Origin of the sequence: Ensifer sp. Root423 (assembly GCF_001426275.1) — a bacterium.
Taxonomy (GTDB): Bacteria; Pseudomonadota; Alphaproteobacteria; order Rhizobiales; family Rhizobiaceae; genus Ensifer; species Ensifer adhaerens.
Genome location: NZ_LMEG01000001.1, coordinates 446,766 through 462,963 on the forward strand (window position 1 = coordinate 446,766; position 16,198 = coordinate 462,963).

The 16,198-nt window shown below is 64.6% G+C and carries 16 protein-coding genes and 1 pseudogene; 6 read left to right on the plus strand and 11 right to left on the minus strand.

Going from position 1 to position 16,198, the window contains the following annotated elements; all coding sequences use genetic code 11:
* Positions 1-10: 10 nt before the first annotated feature.
* The 5 genes from ASD01_RS02235 to ASD01_RS02245 form a co-directional block, all read right to left on the minus strand.
* A complete protein-coding gene (locus ASD01_RS02235; RefSeq protein ID WP_034793299.1) occupies positions 11-403 on the minus strand; it encodes a hypothetical protein in 393 nt (130 codons plus the stop codon).
* 482 nt (positions 404-885) lie between these two features.
* Entirely contained in the window at positions 886-1,008 is a 123-nt protein-coding gene (locus tag ASD01_RS37160; RefSeq protein ID WP_255380501.1) for a hypothetical protein, read from the minus strand.
* A gap of 416 nt (positions 1,009-1,424) precedes the next feature.
* Positions 1,425-1,556: a hypothetical protein gene (locus ASD01_RS37165; RefSeq protein ID WP_256385282.1), complete on the minus strand. Its 132-nt coding sequence runs from the start codon at positions 1,554-1,556 to the stop codon at positions 1,425-1,427.
* A gap of 176 nt (positions 1,557-1,732) precedes the next feature.
* Positions 1,733-4,030, minus strand: coding sequence for a mechanosensitive ion channel family protein (locus tag ASD01_RS02240; RefSeq protein WP_143106223.1), 2,298 nt, complete (start codon positions 4,028-4,030; stop codon positions 1,733-1,735).
* A 238-nt stretch (positions 4,031-4,268) separates the two neighbouring features.
* A complete protein-coding gene (locus ASD01_RS02245; protein WP_034793314.1) occupies positions 4,269-5,042 on the minus strand; it encodes an SDR family oxidoreductase in 774 nt (257 codons plus the stop codon).
* A 298-nt stretch (positions 5,043-5,340) separates the two neighbouring features.
* Between ASD01_RS02245 and ASD01_RS02250 the strand changes: the two genes are divergently transcribed.
* A complete protein-coding gene (locus ASD01_RS02250) occupies positions 5,341-6,243 on the plus strand; it encodes a LysR family transcriptional regulator (protein WP_034793316.1) in 903 nt (300 codons plus the stop codon).
* 38 nt (positions 6,244-6,281) lie between these two features.
* Here ASD01_RS02250 and ASD01_RS02255 read toward each other — a convergent pair whose 3' ends face one another.
* The 3 genes from ASD01_RS02255 to ASD01_RS36095 all read right to left on the minus strand — a co-directional run bounded on the left by ASD01_RS02255 (position 6,282) and on the right by ASD01_RS36095 (position 7,879).
* Entirely contained in the window at positions 6,282-6,698 is a 417-nt protein-coding gene (locus ASD01_RS02255; RefSeq protein ID WP_034793318.1) for a hypothetical protein, read from the minus strand.
* 246 nt (positions 6,699-6,944) lie between these two features.
* Entirely contained in the window at positions 6,945-7,442 is a 498-nt protein-coding gene (locus ASD01_RS02260; protein WP_034793767.1) for a GNAT family N-acetyltransferase, read from the minus strand.
* Positions 7,443-7,735: 293 nt separating this feature from the next.
* Positions 7,736-7,879, minus strand: a complete 144-nt coding sequence (locus ASD01_RS36095) for a hypothetical protein (RefSeq protein ID WP_034793319.1) — start codon at positions 7,877-7,879, stop codon at positions 7,736-7,738.
* A 249-nt stretch (positions 7,880-8,128) separates the two neighbouring features.
* Here ASD01_RS36095 and ASD01_RS02265 point away from each other — a divergent pair, with 249 nt between their 5' ends.
* A complete protein-coding gene (locus tag ASD01_RS02265) occupies positions 8,129-9,331 on the plus strand; it encodes a sensor histidine kinase (RefSeq protein ID WP_082936511.1) in 1,203 nt (400 codons plus the stop codon).
* 70 nt (positions 9,332-9,401) lie between these two features.
* Here the strand turns inward: ASD01_RS02265 and ASD01_RS02270 are convergent, their stop codons facing one another.
* On the minus strand, positions 9,402-10,106 hold the full coding sequence (locus ASD01_RS02270; RefSeq protein ID WP_034793321.1) for an SDR family oxidoreductase: 705 nt from the start codon (positions 10,104-10,106) through the stop codon (positions 9,402-9,404).
* 124 nt (positions 10,107-10,230) lie between these two features.
* On the opposite strand from ASD01_RS02270, the gene gcvA reads away from it, so the two are divergent.
* Positions 10,231-11,175 carry a transcriptional regulator GcvA gene (gene gcvA, locus ASD01_RS02275; RefSeq protein ID WP_051659274.1) on the plus strand — a complete coding sequence of 315 codons (945 nt, stop codon included), beginning with the start codon at positions 10,231-10,233 and terminating at the stop codon, positions 11,173-11,175.
* Between the two features lie 7 nt (positions 11,176-11,182).
* Here the strand turns inward: gcvA and ASD01_RS02280 are convergent, their stop codons facing one another.
* Positions 11,183-11,716: a putative immunity protein gene (locus tag ASD01_RS02280; protein WP_034793323.1), complete on the minus strand. Its 534-nt coding sequence runs from the start codon at positions 11,714-11,716 to the stop codon at positions 11,183-11,185.
* A 157-nt stretch (positions 11,717-11,873) separates the two neighbouring features.
* On the opposite strand from ASD01_RS02280, the pseudogene ASD01_RS02285 reads away from it, so the two are divergent.
* Positions 11,874-13,014, plus strand: a pseudogene (locus tag ASD01_RS02285) (amidohydrolase).
* 63 nt (positions 13,015-13,077) lie between these two features.
* Here the strand turns inward: ASD01_RS02285 and ASD01_RS02290 are convergent.
* The gene (locus tag ASD01_RS02290; protein WP_034793325.1) at positions 13,078-13,731 is read right to left on the minus strand and encodes a glutathione S-transferase family protein; all 654 of its coding nucleotides are present in this window, start codon (positions 13,729-13,731) and stop codon (positions 13,078-13,080) included.
* Between the two features lie 322 nt (positions 13,732-14,053).
* Here ASD01_RS02290 and ASD01_RS02295 point away from each other — a divergent pair, with 322 nt between their 5' ends.
* Positions 14,054-15,430: a phenylacetate--CoA ligase family protein gene (locus tag ASD01_RS02295; protein ID WP_234798746.1), complete on the plus strand. Its 1,377-nt coding sequence runs from the start codon at positions 14,054-14,056 to the stop codon at positions 15,428-15,430.
* Between the two features lie 167 nt (positions 15,431-15,597).
* Positions 15,598-16,080 carry a transcription elongation factor GreA gene (greA, locus tag ASD01_RS02300; protein WP_034793328.1) on the plus strand — a complete coding sequence of 161 codons (483 nt, stop codon included), beginning with the start codon at positions 15,598-15,600 and terminating at the stop codon, positions 16,078-16,080.
* Positions 16,081-16,198 lie beyond the last annotated feature (118 nt).

Below are 16,198 nucleotides of genomic sequence, written 5' to 3' on the forward strand. Positions count from 1 at the left end.
CCTTTGGCCTTCACTTGCTGCGCGGAGGGCGTGGCTCCCGGCGCTCAGCCTCCTCGACCACGGAGAATGGAAGCTCCTCGTACATCGAGCGGTTGAACTCGGCGAAGCTCAGCCTGCCATCGATGAACACTTTGAAGTAGCGCCGGCAGACGTCCTCCGCCATTTCTTTCCGGCTGGAATAGGGCGTTCCCTCAAGCGCATTGTCCTTTAGGTCGGGCAGGTACTCCGATACGCATGCCTCTACATATTGCCGCTGCGCGCCCGGGCGCTTGCGCAACGCGGAGATCGTCCACTCATATTTGGAATAGCTCATATATTGCTCGGTTCGCGGCGCGAACAGGACGATGGCGATTGCGCACAGCAGAGCGACAAACATGCCGCCGGCGACGAGACGAAAGTCCATTTATTCAATCGTATAAATTGTTGCTCATGCCTATGTAAGACAACTTTAACGGTTAGCAAGAGGCGCGCTTACGCGTCGAGTGGTTTCACGAAATGTTCCTCCCCCATTTGGGGGAGGAGGCTACGGGAAAACCACTTTCGTGCTTGGACCGTTCTCCGATCGTTCGGTGTCTATTAGAGGTTGCGAAATTGGGCGCTCCCAATTGCGCCCTCAGCCGGAGCGGGGACGGGCGGGCAGGGCACGATCGGTGGCGGGGCTATGTCGCTGCGCCTGCGGGGCAGCTGCCAGAGACGCCTGGGATGGAAACGGTAACGGTCGGCGGGCCACGACCGATGTCCTTCGCGCCAACTGGACAAAGGCAATCCCTGTGGTGGCGCTTCGAGCGCGAGTGCCGTCTTCAGCCAGAGATGGGGAGAATGGAGAGGTGTCGCGCCGGGCCGGAGCATCGTTCTGCTACCGGCAGCGCGATCAGCGGGAGGTTCTTAAAGGGCGGCCAGCTGTTCGGCTGTTGCAACGATCTGCGTGTTGCCAAGCGAATGATCGGCATATTTGAACACCAGGATGCTCATGACTGAGGCGACAAGGGCTACCAGGATGATGCGCATGGCGTTGCTCCGACTTCCTTCTTGCCTGGCCTTGATCCTTCGTTGCGCCGGGCGGTGATCGATCCGGAAGCCCTGTGCTTTCCGGTCAAAGGCCTTCCGGCCTTTTGTTGAACCTGTTCTAGCAAATGGGCGGGGCCGACTATTGTTCCCGTGGGGACAGCGGGAAATCGCGGAGGAATGCAGCTTTTCGGTGTGCTCCAGCCCGTCCTAGGCCGGAGATTTCCCCGGGGAGCTACACGCCGTGTTGAAGCGGTAGCGCGAGAACGACGGATCGGAGTTGCGGCCGGCCACCGAGAAGTTCAACGGGCGGGTGAAGCGGCGCAGCCGTGTGAATTCGGACGCGTGAGGAGCGCTTCGCATCTCCTCGGGCTTCTGGACCTTCGATGTCGATTTGAAGAGATGGCCGCCGAACGGCTCTAGTGGCCGAGGATCCAGAAGACGACGCCGAACAGCACGATGAATGCGCCGACGGCCAGCAGGAAGCGGGCCATGCCGGTGTTGGTGTCCTTCGTGCCGACGAGACAGTACCAGAGGTGATCGTTATCCATTCCTGACGCTCCATCGAAAGGCGCTGCTGCCGCGCCCGCGCGACCCACCATACACGCAAAGGTCGTCGCGGCACCTGGATGATTGCGTGTCCTCGTCGCCGGACCGAGATCGGTGGAGGACGCGTGCCGTTGGCGGACACGGCATGTCCATGCCGCTGTCGCCATCGACTGCCTGCTTATCCCTCCGCCTCCGCCGTTTCGGCCGCTGCCGGCTTTTTCGCCAGCGCCAGGTTGGCGGCGGCCGCTTCCGCCTCGGCTGCACCGGCAGCGCCGGAGCGCACGGTGACGGCGTTGGAGGCGAGGTCGAGGCCGGCTTCGCGCAGCGCCGGCAGCAGGCGCTTCATCGACTCGCGCTGCAGGATACTGGGGTTGCCGGGGCGGGCGGTGAACTTGAGGCGCACGACGAGCGAGTTTTCGGTGACGTCCTGGATACCTTGCATCTTCAAGGGCACCAGGAATTCGCCGCCGATCTCGGGATCCTCCAGCATGGCAAGGCCGACCTTCTTGATGGTCTTGCGGATTTTCTCGGGGTCGGCATCGCGCTCGAATTTCAACTCGAACTTCACCGTGCTCCAGTCGCGGCTGAAATTGGTGACCGCCTGAAGCTGGCCATAGGGGATCGTGTGGATCTGGCCGTTCTGGTGGCGCAGCCGGAGCGAGCGCAGCGAGATGCGCTCGACCGTGCCCTTGAGCTTGCCGGTATCGACATATTCGCCGACGCGGAAGGCATCGTCGGCGATGAAGAAGATGCCGGAGACGACGTCCTTCACCAGCGTCTGCGAGCCGAAGGAAAGGGCGAGGCCCAGCACGCCGAAGCCGGCGATCAGCGGCGCAATATTGATGCCGAGTGCGGAAAGGATGACGAGGCTGGTGACGGCGAAGATACCGCCGAAGATTAGGTTGCGGACGAGCGGCAGGATGGTCGAAATCCGGCTTTGCTGGTGGACCACCGTATCGTCCTCGCTGTCGCCGGGCAAAGCGAGGCGGGCGGTGGGCGCGAAGGCCTCGAAGCTCTTCCAGAGGAAACTGCAGATCACCCAGCTCGCGACCACCGCAAGGCTGATGCGCTCGAGGATGACGATCCAGCCGATGGCACCGGCCGTATCATGCTGGACGAGCACCGGGCGCCAGAGCGTGATAATCAGATGCAGGCCGATCAGCCAGATGGCGCCGGCAAGCGCCGTCTGGACGCTGCCCGAAATCGCCGCGTGCAGCGCGTGGGAGGCCGGCGTGCGCCGGCGCTCGGCGGCAGCCCCCGCCAGCGAATGGATGCCGAAGGCAAGGATCGGAAGCGCGAGCAGGATGATCTGTGTCGTGCCGCCGGCAAAGCTCCAGGCGGCGCTGTTCGGGCTGCCGGCAACGATGACGCTCATCAGCCAGAGCACGATGGCGCTTGCCGCATAGAATTCGGGCACGCCGAAGGCGATGGCGCGGCGCACCGGGCCTGGGTTTTCACCGGCAAACACCGTGCGGATATCGCCGGCGCCGGCGATGAACCAATAGAGTTTCAACAGCGTCAACAGGGTCACGCCGATCAACAGCCAGCCATCGGTTGCAGCATTCTCCAGTCCGCGCTGGTGGGCAAAGCGCAGGCTGGCGCCGAGGATGGCGCCGATCGCCCCATAGGCGGTCAGCATGTTGGCGTGGAAGCGCGGGTGGGCGATATCGAGCAGGCGGATCTCGGGCCGCGTCGGCGCAAACAGGAAGCGGGCGCCGACTGCATAGACCACGGAGGCGAGGGCGATGGTGATGAGGGCGTGGGCGAGTTCGGCAGAGGCAGTGGCCGGCGTCAGGAACAGGCGGGCAACGGCATGCGCGGCCACGGCGATGATCGCCAGATAGGCGATGTCGAAGCCAAGCCGGATCAGCGAGGCGCGCATGCGGTGGAGCAGATCGACCACTTCGAACGAGGCGCCGAACAGCCGGTGGATGAGGAGCCGGCTGGCAAAGGCGGCGGCAAGGCCGGCTGCGACGGCGAGCAGGGCCACGGCTGTTACCGAAACCACCGACCAGCCCTCGGCGCGGATGCCTGCCGCAACGTCAGCCATCACCCCGGCGATGCCGGACATACCGGCAACGCCCATCTGCAAGCCATTGACAAAACGAGCGGAAAGCGTGTCGAGCGTGTCCGGCTGATCGGGCGAGGACGTTGGTTCAGGCGTCGTGGTTGCGGGTGCAGCCTGATGCGTGGCCGCGCCCCCCGACGCGGGCGCCGGTGCCGCGACGCCAGCGCCAGCGGGCGTCGTCGTTTCGCCCGAGGCCTGCGCCGCAGCGTCGCGCCACTCGACGGTCACCGACCCGCCGGCCTTGGCGGCGGCGCGCAAGGTCTCCTCGATCTCGGCAGCACTCTGGCCGGGTGTAAGGATCACGGTGACCGGCGGAGGCGTCGTCTCGGCGAGTGCGGGCAGGGCGAGGGTCAGGACGAGAACGAGGCCCGCCAGCAGATGGCGGCAGAAGAAGTGGAAACGCAGCATGAAATTCATCCATCAAAATCGGTTGTCCGCCCTGCGGCCTTGTCCATCACATTACATAACGTTCTAAAATTCCAATCGAATTTTGTGGGGCGGGATGGGGACTGGGCCGCGCCAGGGCCGCCGCTCACCAAGGGTTGCCCTGCGCCGAAGCTGCCCCCTCACTGTCCTGCCGGACATCTCTCCCCGCCAAGCGGGGAGAGAGACGCTGGGCGGACGCTCCGGTGCCAGGTCCTCCGGCCTACTTCGTCGTGTAGCCGCCATTCACCAGGATCGTCTGGCCGGTCATCCACCAGCCGTCGGAGACGAGGAAGCGGATGTAGGGGACGATGTCCTCGATGTCGGTGAGGCCGGTCCTGGAGAAGGCCGAAAGGGCCGATGCGGTTTTGTGATAGGCGACGGCGTCGGCGCCTTCGGCCGGGTAGAAGAAGGGCGTATCCATCGGGCCGGGTCCAATCGCGGTCACGGAGATGCCGCGCGCGCCGAACTCCTTGGCTGCTGCCCGGGTGAAGTGCTCCACCGGCGCCTTGGTGCCGGCATAGGCCGCATAGAAGGGCGTGAAGGCGCCGAGCAGCGAGGTGACCAGCGTGCAGACCTTGCCGTTGTCGCTGACATGCCTGCCGGCCTCGCGCAGGAAGAAGAATGCGGACTTCGAATTGACCGCGCTCATCTCGTCGTATTCGGCTTCGGTGATCTCGACGAAGGGCTTTTTCAGCACCTTGCCGACGGTGTTGACGGCGATGTCGATGCTGCCGAGCGCCGCCTTGGCGTCGGCAAAGAGCTTTTCGACATTGGCGGCGCTGGTGAGATCGCCGGAGAAGGCGTGGGCCGCGGCACCGGTCGCCTTGATCGCCGCCACGGTTTCATCGGCTGCCGCCTTCGTTGCCGCGCTGTTGTAATGGATCGCGACGCCACGGGCGCCGTGTGCGGCAAGATCGCGTGCGAGCAGGCCGCCGAGGTTCTTCGCGCCGCCGGCGATGAGGGCGGTTTTGCCGTTGATGCTGTGGTCTGCCATGGGTTTCTCCTGTTGTGCGCCTGATGGCGGATGCTTTCGTTCGGCGGGCCGGGCTACGCATTTGCCCGAGATCGCCCCGCTCTCCAGTACGGGCCGCCTGTGCGACCGCCGCTCGTTGCGGACGTCGTGTCTCTTGCTTCATAGGGTGCGGGCCTTATCGCCGCCGACGTGAGCGGTCGGTGATGCGACCGGCATCGCGACCAGGAGAATATCGTCGGCGCTGCTGGCATAAAGTCCCCGAACGTGACATGACTTGTCAGGAATTACGAACAATGGGAGTGAGGCGTCGCGCGCCGGCATGGACAGGATCGAGCTTTTCCGCATCTTCACCCGTGTCGTCGAAAGCGCGAGTTTTACCCGCGCGGCCGACACGCTGGGCCTGCCGCGCTCCTCGGTTTCGGCGGCGGTGCAGACGCTCGAAACACGGCTCGGCACGCGACTTCTCCATCGTACCACGCGCAAGGTTGCGCCGACGCAGGATGGGGCAGCCTTCTACGAGCGCTGCCTGCGGCTGATTTCCGATATGGACGAGGCGGAGAACCTGTTTCGCCGCGACACCTCCGGCCCGACCGGACGGCTGCGGGTCGACCTGCCGAGCCGCATCGGCCGGCTGATCGTGGCGCCGGCGCTGCCGGAGTTCCTGGCGCGGTACCCCGGCATCGACATCGATCTCGGCATGACCGACCGGGCGGTGCACCTGATCGAGGAAAGCGTCGACTGCGCACTGCGTGTCGGACCGCGCGAGGATTCGAGCCTGATTGCCCGGCCGTTCGGCACGCTCAGGCTGATCAATGTCGCAAGCCCCGACTATCTCGAGCGCCACGGCACGCCGGAGACGCCCGACGATCTCAGCGCCCACGTCGCGGTCAACTACGCTTCACCCTCGAGCGGCCGGGTGGAGGACTGGGAATGGGTGGAGAACGGCGAGGCGCGCACGGTTTCGGTTGCCGGCCGGGTCAGCGTCAACAGCGCCGAAGGCAGCATCGCCTGCTGCCTCGCCGGCCTCGGCCTGATCCAGATCCCGGCCTATGACGTGATCGATCACATCCGAGAGGGCCGGCTGGTCGAGGTGATGCCGCATCACGTCGCCGCGCCGATGCCGATGGCTTTGCTCTACCCGCACCGCCAGCATCTGTCGCGCCGGCTCAAGGTGTTTGCCGACTGGCTGGAGGGGCTGATGCGGGGGGTGATTGCGGCGTGAGGCGGCGATGCGGTTTGGGCTCGCTTTGTTGGCGCGCTCTAGCTGATCGTCTGATGACACCGCCTGCCGTTCCACGGCAGGAACTCGGATCCGCCGGCATTCCACTTGCCGTCGAATTCGGAGAAATCCGGCGTGAAGGTGACGATCAGCTGGCCGTAGCCGTATTTGTCGCGCCACATGAAGCTTCGGGTGAGATCGCTGCCGTCGCCATCGTCGCCGGTTTCGGCGAGTTCACCGTCGACGGACTGGCCCTGATCGGAAAACACGTATTTGCCGACGACCGTACCATCGGCAGCGGTTTCGAAATGCGTCTCGGCGTCCGAGAGCACGCCGGCGGAGGAAAGCTGGCCGCAATAGGTGCCCGAGGGCGCGGTGCTCGTCTCGCCTGCCATCGCCGCAGAGGCGGATGCGGCCACAAGCAGCAGCGCGGCGGTGAAGGAAAGGCTTGCAGGCAACGCGGCACCTTTGGCGTTTCGGGATGTCGCGGTCTCTCGTGATCGCCTGGCAGCAGCGAGTCGCGACGGTTGTCGTCATGGACAGTCATTCGGGATGCAAAATCAAGATGCTCATGCGTCCAGCGCCGGCGCGGTTCTGACGCTGGCGTCGCCGAACAGGCGTCCCTTCTCGGCGACGAGGAAGCAGGCGAGTATCGGAGCGCGATGTGCTTCCACATCGCGCTCCGAGGCATGTCGTCAGGTCAATCAGCTTGCATCAAAGCCCGCGTGAAAGCTGACGCGCCCTGACGGTACCGGACCTTCGAACGCCTTTGCCATGAAGTATTCGGCCGGAACGCCTTCAAGGCGCAGGGCGGCGTGGTTCTCGAAGCCGAAGCGTTTGTAGTAGTCGGGCTCGCCGAGAACGACGCAGCCCTTGGCGCCGGTCTTTGCAAGGCGCGCAAGGCCTTCGCGGATCAGCCTGCCGCCGGTGCCGCTCTTCTGGTGGTCGGGCCTGACGGAGACGGGGCCGAGACCGAACCAGCCCTTGTCCTTCCCGTCGATCGTGACCGGGGAGAAGGCGACGTGACCGATGATTTCGCCCTGGTCGAGGGCGACCAGCGAGATCGTCAAGGCGCCGGCGTTGCGCAGCGCGTCGATGATTTCGGCCTCCGTCTGGCTGCTATAGGCCATCGGCGCAAAAGCGGCCTTGGTGATCTGCCGGATGGTTGCGATGTCAGTCGCTCGTTCGGAGCGTATGTCGATGGTGGTCATTGTCAAAAACCTGTTCTTGAAACCCTTCAGTCGCGCGCTGTCGACCGCGAACGACGGATATCGTTCGCCGGTGGCGCGGTTTCGCGTCTCGACCGATCGAGACGCTCAGTGGGTGAGAACAAGCTCCAGCATCGACAATTCCTCTGCTCAGTTCAGGCGAGCAGGTTCGGTATAGGGCCAGGCCTTTGCCATGGTCAACAGGCGGCTCTGGTAGCGCAACGCGTTCACGCGGCGGCCGGTTGAGGTCCGTTCCCGCTTCGTCGTTCGCGCCTGTTGCCTGCGTCCTAGTTTTCCTGAACCGAAACGCCGTCCTGGCCGATCTTGATCTCGACGCCCGGCTTCGTCTCTTCCTGGTAGACATAGATGCCGAGGCCGACGACGGCGACGGCAAGCAGGGCGATGACGAGATAGAGGCCGTTTCGGTTCATGCGGAACTCCTTTTTCGCGGTTTCGTCAGGGAAATAGGAGCTTCTCAAGGAAAGACAACGGGATAGCGACGAACATGCGCACGGAGGGTGGCCCGGCCAAGCGACTGAGGGGGCCGATTTGACCACTATGCTGGCGTCTGTGTGGCCGCGCAGGGGAACCTCAGCGCGCCCGCAGCGCCTTCTATTCCTGTGGCGTACAAAGGTTGATTTGCCTGCATTGGTTGATTTTCGCTAATTGAGGCAAATAGATTGAACGACGCGAATGACCGAATGCGGATGGTGGCCGGAATAATGGTGCTTGGAAGTTTCTACCGAAAAACCTTCGACATGGACCATTCGGACACGAGCGCCGCGGCGTTCTTCTCACGCGTGATCAAGCTCGTGCTCTCCTTCTGGGCGGCCGAGTTCTTCATGACCGGCGGGCTCTGGGTGGTGCTGGGCGTCAATCCGGTCGACTACGCGCCGATCAAGCTCGTCGTGTCGCTGGTTTGCGTGCTGATCACGCTGATGATTTCGCACATCGTGGCGATGATGCGCGCGCGGAACATCGCAGCCCAGGTTTTCGTGTCGGCCGTCCTGTCCATTCTGGCGTCGACGGTTGCAACCACCATCGACTATCACCTGTTCACCTATGTGAAGCCCGCAGTCGGTGTCGACTATACAATCGAGAACTTCTGCTACACGCTGTTTTACGGCGTCTCGCTGTTCTTCGGCTGGTCCTGCTTCTTCATCGCCTACATGTACAATCTGAAGGTCAGCGCGCAGGAGCGCCGGCTGGCGATCTCGCGCGAAGAGGCGCTGACCGCGAAGATGCAGGCGCTCTACTACCAGATCAATCCGCACTTCCTGTTCAACACGCTGAACTCGATCGTCGGTCTGATCGAGGAGGGCGCCTCCTCTCAGGCGAGCCGCGTGGTGCTTTCGCTGTCGTCGTTTCTGCGAAAGACGCTGGAGATGGATCCTCTGCGGGATCTGGCGCTTTCGGAGGAGCTGGCGCTGCAATCGGAATATCTGGCGATCGAGAAAGAGCGGTTCTCCGATCGCATCAGCGTCACGCTCGACATTCCGCAGGAGCTGAGAACGGCGCTGGTGCCGAGCCTGATCCTGCAGCCGCTCGTCGAGAATGCCGTGAAGCATGGGCTCGGGCGCTCGTCCGGCGATCTGAAGATCACGATCAGCGCGTCGCAGGAGGAGGACCGGCTGCAGCTTTCGGTCGACAACGTGTCCGATGCCGGCGAAGTCCTGCCGATGGTCAATCGATCCGGGCTCGGTGTGGGGCTTGCGAATGTCGAAGAGCGTGTCAAGGCGCGCTTCCCCGAGGGCGGTTCGCTCATCGCCGGACCGGTCTCCCCGGCCCATTTCCGCGTGACCCTGACCATGCCGTTGAGGGCACCCGCCGCCGATCGGCTTGCCGATGCTGCCATCAACGCCGCGCCGGCCGTGACGGCCTGAACGGGGTGCGACAATGGCTGGCGCGCGCCCCTGGGAGGCGCGCGACGGGAGTAACAGGGGTGGCTCGCGTTCAGACCGAACGCGTCAGGCCGCCATCCACCTTCAGGTTCTGGCCGGTGATGTAGGCGGCACCATCAGAGGCGAGGAAGGCGACGGTGGCGGCGATCTCGGCGCTGGTGCCGTAGCGCTTCATCGGCACGGCATCGCGGCGCTCTTCGGTCGCCGGCAGGCTGTCGATCCAGCCGGGCAAAACGTTGTTCATGCGCACATTGTCGGCCGCATAGGTGTCGGCGAAGATCTTGGTGTAGGAGGCAAGACCGGCGCGGAAGACGGCGGAGGTCGGGAACATCGGCGAGGGCTCGAAGGCCCAGGCGGTGGAGATGTTGATGATCGCGCCCGCCTTCTGCTTCTGCATGATCGGCGTGACGAGGCGGACCGGGCGGATGACGTTCATCAGGTAGACGTCGAGGCCGGTGTGCCACTGCTCGTCGGTGATTTCGAGGATCTGGGCGCGCGGGCCATGGCCGGCGCTGTTGACCAGCACGTCGATCCGGCCCCATTTTTCCATGGCCGCATCGACAAGACGCTTCAGGTCGTCGTTCGACTGGTTGGAGCCGGTGATACCGATGCCGCCGAGCTCGGCGGCGAGCGCCTCGCCCTTGCCGGAGGAGGAGAGGATCGCAACCTTGTAGCCGTCGGCTGCCAGACGCCTGGCGCTCTCGGCACCCATGCCTGAGCCGCCGGCGGTGATTACGGCCACTTTTTCGACTGCCATTTTACCAATCTCCTCATCCATATTCGTGGAATGCCGCTTTCGCGGGTGCTGCCATTGAAATACCATCTCCTCCATGCGACGACGAAGCAATTTCGCTTTCATATGGCAGTAGAAAAACTATCCGATGAGTGATGCACCGGGAAAGCTCCCTTCGCTGAATGGGGTGAAAGTGTTCGAGGTGGCCGCGCGCCACCTGAACTTTCGCCTCGCAGCCGAGGAACTGGGCGTGACGCAAGGGGCCGTCGCCCAGCAGATCCGCGGGCTCGAGGCCGAGCTTGGGGTCAAGCTCTTCGAGCGGTTGCCGCGCGCGCTGGCGCTGACCGGCGAGGGGCGCGCCTATATCGCCGATGTCAGGCGGGCGCTGGAGATCATCGCGCGGGCGACCGACGGGCTGAAGCCCCAGCCGGTGCGGCTGACGATCAGCACCACGCCGTCCTTCGCGTCGCGCTGGCTGATCCCGCGCCTGCCGGATTTCACCGCGCGGCATCCGGATCTCGACCTGCATATTCTGGCGACCGACCGCATGTCGAGCTTCCAGGCCGATGGCGTTGATCTCGCCGTGCGCTATGGGCGGCCACCCTTCGGGCCGGGGCTTGCGGTGGAACTGCTGTTCGAGCAGGAGATCGTCGCGGTCTGCAGCCCGATGCTGCTTGCCGGGCGGCCGGCGCCGAAAACCGCCGAGGAACTGGCCAGCTACACGCTGCTGCACGACGCCCATAATTTCTGGCCGGAGTTCATCGAGCGGCATTTCGGCGGCAGCCGGCAGGCCTCGTTCAAGGGCATCAGCTTCAACCAGACCTCGCACGCGATCGAGGCGGCGACGGCAGGCCAGGGGATCGTTCTTGCCAACCGCGATTTCGTCGCGCGCGATCTCGCCGAAGGGCGGCTCATCCGGCTGTTCGAGGGCTCGATGACTGGGCCCTCGGACTTCTATCTGGTCTGGCCGCGCTACCGAAAGTCGCTCAGCCTTCAAACTGTGATCGCCTGGCTCAGTGACGAGGCGAAAAAGGAGCGGGGAGGCCCGACCGATCGGGATCCTGCAAATGGGTGGCGGAGCGAGGGTTCCTGATCCGCGATCAGCGACGCAGCGCCGTGTCGAGCCGGTAGAGCAGGGCGTGAAACGCGCCTTTGCTGGGCTTTCGTCCCGGCAACTTGCCGACGATGCCTCGGATTTCCGTCGATGCGAGCGCGATCAGCTGCCGGAGTTCCGTTTCGGTGGCGGCTGCCTCGTCGGCTGTTCCGATCGACAGCGCCTGGATGGCGTAGGCGGCGGGGCCGAGCACATGGTTGATCTGGTGCGGCGTCTCGATCGGGTGGGTATAGGGCGCACCGGCCGCAGCAATGGCCGCGCGGGCGGCAGCCTTGGCGGCGGGATCGTCAACCGCGCGCGTCGCTGCCTGGGCGCCCCAGGCGGCTTTGCGCAAGACGGCCGTGCGCGGACCACCCTCGGCAAAGGCGACAGCCGCGGCGATCGCCTCGCGCGGCCGGGTATCGCCCGGCACCGCCGCCTCGAAGACCGGCAGCGCGCGCGCGGCGCACAGGACCGCCCAGCGGGTAATATGGCGCAGGTCGTCTTCGGTCAGGAGCGGTGGTGGGGCTTCGTCGGTCATGGGGTGCTCATGGTGAACAGGCCGAATGCATATCATGCGGTCGCCACGTGACAAGCCGATCGGTTGTATAGAGGGCGCAGGTTGCATCCCTTCATAAACGCCATATCTTTCACCGCCGAGCCATTTGCAGCCGCAAACTCAGGAAAAGGGAGGCTCCATGCCGGCCGTCGGTTCCGATTATGGCGATGTCGTTGCCTGGCGGCGCGACATTCATGCCCATCCGGAGTTGGACGGCGGAGTTCGTGCGTTCCAAACTCGCCGCGTTCGGATGCGACGAGGTCGTGACCGGCATCGGTCGGACGGGCGTCGTGGGCGTTATCCACGGCCAGAAGCGGTCGAGCGGCAGGGTGATTGGCCTGCGGGCGGATATGGATGCCTTGCCAATCGAGGAGGCGACCGGGGCCGCCTGGGCGTCAAGGACAACGGGCGTCATGCACGCCTGCGGTCATGACGGCCACACGGCGATGTTGCTGGGGGCCGCGCGGGAATTGGCCGAGGCGCGAGCATTTGACGGCACGGCCGTGGTCGTCTTTCAGCCGGCCGAAGAGGGCGGCGGCGGTGGCAAGGCCATGGTCGACGATGGCCTTATGGAGCGTTTCGGAATCAACGAGATCTATGCCATGCACACGGAGCCCGGTTTGCCGATCGGGCAGTTTGCCACCGCTTGTGGACCTCTGGCCGCTTCCGCCGATGGCTTTAGGATCAGGATCGACGGCAAGGGCGCACATGGCGCTTCCCCGCACGTCAGCGTCGATCCGCTGGTGGTCGGCGCCAATGTACTTCTGGCCTTGCAGACGATCGTCTCCCGCAACGTCCATCCGCGTCAGTGCGCCGTGGTCACGGTCGGCTGGATGGCAGGAGGCAAGGCCGGCAACGTCATCCCCCAATCGGCCGAGATGGGCGGGACGGCCAGGACCTACGATCCCGGCACGAGAGACCTGATAGAGGCGCGCGTTACCTCCATCGCGCAACGGATTGCCGAGGCCTACGGAGCCAGCGCCACGGTCACCTACAAACGCATGTTTCCGCCGACCGTGAACCATGGAAGAGAGACCGCCTTTGCCGTCAGCGTGGCGCGATCCCTGGTCGGAGACGCGCACGTCAACGACGCCCTGGAGCCGCTGATGGGCTCGGAGGACTTTGCCTTCATGCTCGAAGCGCGCCCCGGCAACATCATGCTGATCGGTAATGGCGACAGCGCGTCGGTGCATGACGCGCGGTTCGATTTCAATGACGATGCCATTCCTTTCGGCGTGGCCTATTTCAGGGCCATCGTGGAGGGCAGAATGCCGCTCTGAGCGATCGGCCGGATGTCCATCGCGCTGCGGCTGCAGCGACGACATCAACGAGGTTTCCTGCCCTCAACGCTCCCAGCCCTCGGTAAACGGAAAGCGTTCCGCCCAGAGCGTCGCGAGCTTCGGATCGGTATCGACGCGGCGGACGATGTCGGCAAGGGTCGGGGCGACCTCGTAGAAGCGGCGGCGGCCGGGTGACCAGCGCGAGGCGGTGGCGACGTAGAGGTCGAGGACCGACAGTTCATCGCCGAGAAGGTATTTGCCCGGTTGCAGTTCCGCGCCCATTCGCTGCCAGCAATGGGCGACGCGGTCGAACACGCGGGCCTTGACGGTTGCGTGGTCCTCTTCCCGTTCGGCGATGCGGGACGGGTCGTCGGTGATCCAGTAGAGCGCGTAGATGGCGGCGGATACGAAGGTCATCCATCGGAGAAACGCCGGCCGTTTTGGGTCGGTTATCGCCGGGGCCAGACGGCTCTGAGGGTGTGCGTCGGCAAGCCAGAGCAGGATCGCGGCGCTTTCGGTCATCAGTTCGCCGGTCGGGAGTGCGAGGGCCGGAACCTGGCGCAGGGGATTGATGCGCGCCAGCCTGTCCGCCTCCTGCTTTCCTTCCCAGGGGGCGTGTTCCTCGACGCGGTAGGGCACGCCGATGAGGCTCAAAACGGCCTCGATCGGAACCGATCCTGAGCCTGAGGCTCCGTAGACGACAAACGGCTCGGCCAATTGCTTTTCTCCTCCTGATCGCGCCGCGACGAATCCGGCCGAAGCCTGGTCGCCCTGCGTCGAGACTGGGGCGGGGCGGCTTTTTCGCGTTGCAGCCGCATAGATCCCCGCTTTCGCGATACAATCAAGGCCCTGAGGTGCAATTGGACGTTTCGCCGCAAATCCCGGTTGCAGCGGGCAGGCGGGCCGATTCCGCTTTCCGCGGCAAGGGGCTCCGGCTCCATCTGCCGGAGCGACGGTTCGTCCGCATGCCGACATTTTGACCGTGCCCGGTTGCTGTTGGCGCGGTTCCAGGCTGAAGCAGGACACGAGGATTGATCCGATGTCGCCAGTCACCGCCGCGTCTCCGACGCTCGATCGCGACCTTCTGCTGAAGGCGGCACAGGAGCGTCTGCTGCGCTCGGAATGGTCGCGGGTGCAGTTGCGATCGTTTCAAGGCGGCGCGCTGCAATCCGCCCTGAAGCATGCGGTCAATGCGTCACCCTACTATCGCGAAACCATTGGCGACCGCTTGGCGCAGGGGGCCGCACTCAAGGATCTGCCCGTGCTGACGAAGCGGGCGCTTATGGAGAATTTCGACCGGATCGTTACCGACCCGAGGCTGAGCCGGCAACTGGTCGAGGGGCATCTCGGCGGACAGTCTTCCGGCTCGCTTCTGCTTGGTGAATACAGAGCCGTTGCCACGGGCGGCACGACCGGCGAGCGTGGGGTCGCGGTCTTCGATCCCGCAGCCTGGCTATCGGCCATCGCCAACATGGTGCGTTTCCAGGCGATCGTCGGCATCGACGAGACGACGCGCAGTGTTGCCATATTCGCCTCGTCGCCGGTCCATATTTCCTACCATATCGGCGTGGAGCTTCGGGCGTTGAGGCCGCCGGCGCCCCGGTTCAACGTGCTGATGCCGATCGAGGAGATCGTGGAGGGCCTCAACCTGAACCAGCCCGAGGTGATCTCGACCTATCCGTCCTTCGTGCGTGTCCTGGTGGGCGAGCAGCAGGCGGGGCGGCTGAAGATCAGGCCGCGGCTTTTCCGAACCAGCGCCGAGACGCTGACGGAGGAGGTGCGCGAGCTTGCGGCCGAGACCTGGCAGGCGGCCATCGCCGACAGCTATGTCTGCACCGAGGCGGGACCCATGGGCCACGAATGCTTGCTTGGCGACGGGCTGCATCTCGCCGAGGACAGCTTCGTCTTCGAGGTGGTGGACGGAGACGACCGCCCGGTACCCGACGGCGTGGAGGGCGCGAAGCTGCTGGTGACGACCCTTGCCAATCGCGCGCTGCCGCTGGTGCGCTACGAGATCTCCGACATCGTGGCGATGGCGACCGAGCCGTGCCGCTGCGGCCTGCCGTTCTGGCGGATCGGGTCGATTGCCGGGCGGAGGGAAGAGACGCTGCGGCTGCCCAGGCGTGGTGGTGGGACGGTCAATGTGCACGCCCACCGGCTTCGCTCGCCGCTGACGGGTGCGGCCGGGGTGCGGCAATTCCAGTTCGTGCAACTGCCGGATGGTCTGGAAATCGCGATCGCCGTGTTTGAAGGCGCCGATGCGGCCGCCGTCCACGCTGCCGTCGAACTGGGCGTGCGTGCGGCACTCGAGGCGGTGGAAGCCGAACCCGCGGAGTTCCGTGTGCGGGTGGTGGATGCGATCGCGCGTTCGGGCGGCGGCGCGAAGCAAAAGCTGGTGGTCTCCGGCGGCGACTAGGAGAGGGCAGGATGCACGCGTGGTGCAATCGCGGCCCGGCTTCGGCCACGCGGCAGCAGGTGGACATTCCGGTGGCCGGCGGGCGGGCAAGCGGCTTATAGTGTTGATAGGCCGGTCCGGGGCCGATATGAAGCCGGCCTCTTGCCCGCGATACGGAGTTTTGAAGATTGAGCGTTGCCTTCACCAAGGAAGAAAGTGCCGAAACCGCCGCCGAAACGTTGCTGCCGGACCGGGCGGTTTCGTCGCATCCGAACCTGGTGACAAAGGCGGGGCTGACGGCGCTGGAGGCGCAGATGCAGGAGGCGCGGGTCGCCTATGAAGCGGCAGCCACGATCGACGACGTGAACGAAAAGCGGCGGCAGCAGGCGGGACCCTTGCGGGACGTGCGCTATCTCTCCGAACGGCTGCGCACCGCACAGCTGATGCCCGAACCTGCCTCCAACGAGATCGTCGCCTTTGGCAGCACGGTGACCTTCAGCCGGGACGACGGGCGGGTACAAAAATACCGGATCGTCGGCGAGGACGAGGCAGACCCCAAGGCGGGATCGATCTCCTATGTCTCGCCGGTGGCACGCATCCTCATGGGCAAGGCAGTGGGCGACCTCGTCACGGTCGGCGACCAGGAGCTCGAGGTCGTGGCGATTTCCTGACCTTTAGCGTTTCGGCTTGATCGCGTGGATTCGTGGCCATTATTATCGTATCCGATTTAATAGTGTCATCTTGACATTCCGCTGTTGCTCGGTATTTATATCGCGTCCGATCTAATTT

Coding starts and splice junctions, on each gene's coding strand:
- ASD01_RS37160 (WP_255380501.1), bottom strand. CDS start 1,008: ATGCGCATCATCCTGGTAGCCCTTGTCGCCTCAGTCATGAGCATCCTG.
- gcvA (WP_051659274.1), top strand. CDS start 10,231: ATGAGTGATGCACCGGGAAAGCTCCCTTCGCTGAATGGGGTGAAAGTG.
- ASD01_RS02295 (WP_234798746.1), top strand. CDS start 14,054: ATGTCGCCAGTCACCGCCGCGTCTCCGACGCTCGATCGCGACCTTCTG.
- ASD01_RS02235 (WP_034793299.1), bottom strand. CDS start 403: ATGGACTTTCGTCTCGTCGCCGGCGGCATGTTTGTCGCTCTGCTGTGC.
- ASD01_RS02270 (WP_034793321.1), bottom strand. CDS start 10,106: ATGGCAGTCGAAAAAGTGGCCGTAATCACCGCCGGCGGCTCAGGCATG.
- ASD01_RS02280 (WP_034793323.1), bottom strand. CDS start 11,716: ATGACCGACGAAGCCCCACCACCGCTCCTGACCGAAGACGACCTGCGC.
- ASD01_RS02250 (WP_034793316.1), top strand. CDS start 5,341: ATGGACAGGATCGAGCTTTTCCGCATCTTCACCCGTGTCGTCGAAAGC.
- ASD01_RS36095 (WP_034793319.1), bottom strand. CDS start 7,879: ATGAACCGAAACGGCCTCTATCTCGTCATCGCCCTGCTTGCCGTCGCC.
- ASD01_RS02245 (WP_034793314.1), bottom strand. CDS start 5,042: ATGGCAGACCACAGCATCAACGGCAAAACCGCCCTCATCGCCGGCGGC.
- ASD01_RS37165 (WP_256385282.1), bottom strand. CDS start 1,556: ATGGATAACGATCACCTCTGGTACTGTCTCGTCGGCACGAAGGACACC.
- ASD01_RS02240 (WP_143106223.1), bottom strand. CDS start 4,030: ATGCTGCGTTTCCACTTCTTCTGCCGCCATCTGCTGGCGGGCCTCGTT.